Origin of the sequence: Trinickia mobilis, assembly GCF_017315705.1 — a bacterium.
GTDB lineage: Bacteria > Pseudomonadota > Gammaproteobacteria > Burkholderiales > Burkholderiaceae > Trinickia_A > Trinickia_A mobilis.
Genome location: NZ_JAFLRF010000067.1, coordinates 24,939 through 25,192, shown reverse-complemented (window position 1 = coordinate 25,192; position 254 = coordinate 24,939). Strand labels below are relative to the sequence as shown.

Genomic DNA, 254 nt, shown 5'->3' with positions numbered 1-254 from the left:
ATCTTCGTAGTCTTGCGAATCTGATCGGTGATCGAATGCAGGATCTTGCCAGTTGGGAGTCAGCCATCACGGGCCGTCCCCTGCGCGAGATGCGAGCGCAAATGTCGCGCATTCCGGAGTGGCTCGAGTACTTTGCCGGCATCGCTCCGGGCCTGGAGGGCGAAACAAACCGGCTGCGTGGCGGGTTTTTCTCTTCGACGAGCTGGCAGCCGTACGGGGTATGCGCATTACTGACGCCGTGGAATCATCCCGTG

At 60.2% G+C, this 254-nt stretch carries 1 protein-coding gene; it reads left to right on the top strand.

The window, feature by feature from the left end; genetic code table 11:
- Nucleotides 1-254, top strand: a 254-nt coding sequence (locus tag J3489_RS39140) for an aldehyde dehydrogenase family protein (protein WP_207005494.1), incomplete at both ends; no start/stop codon positions are given.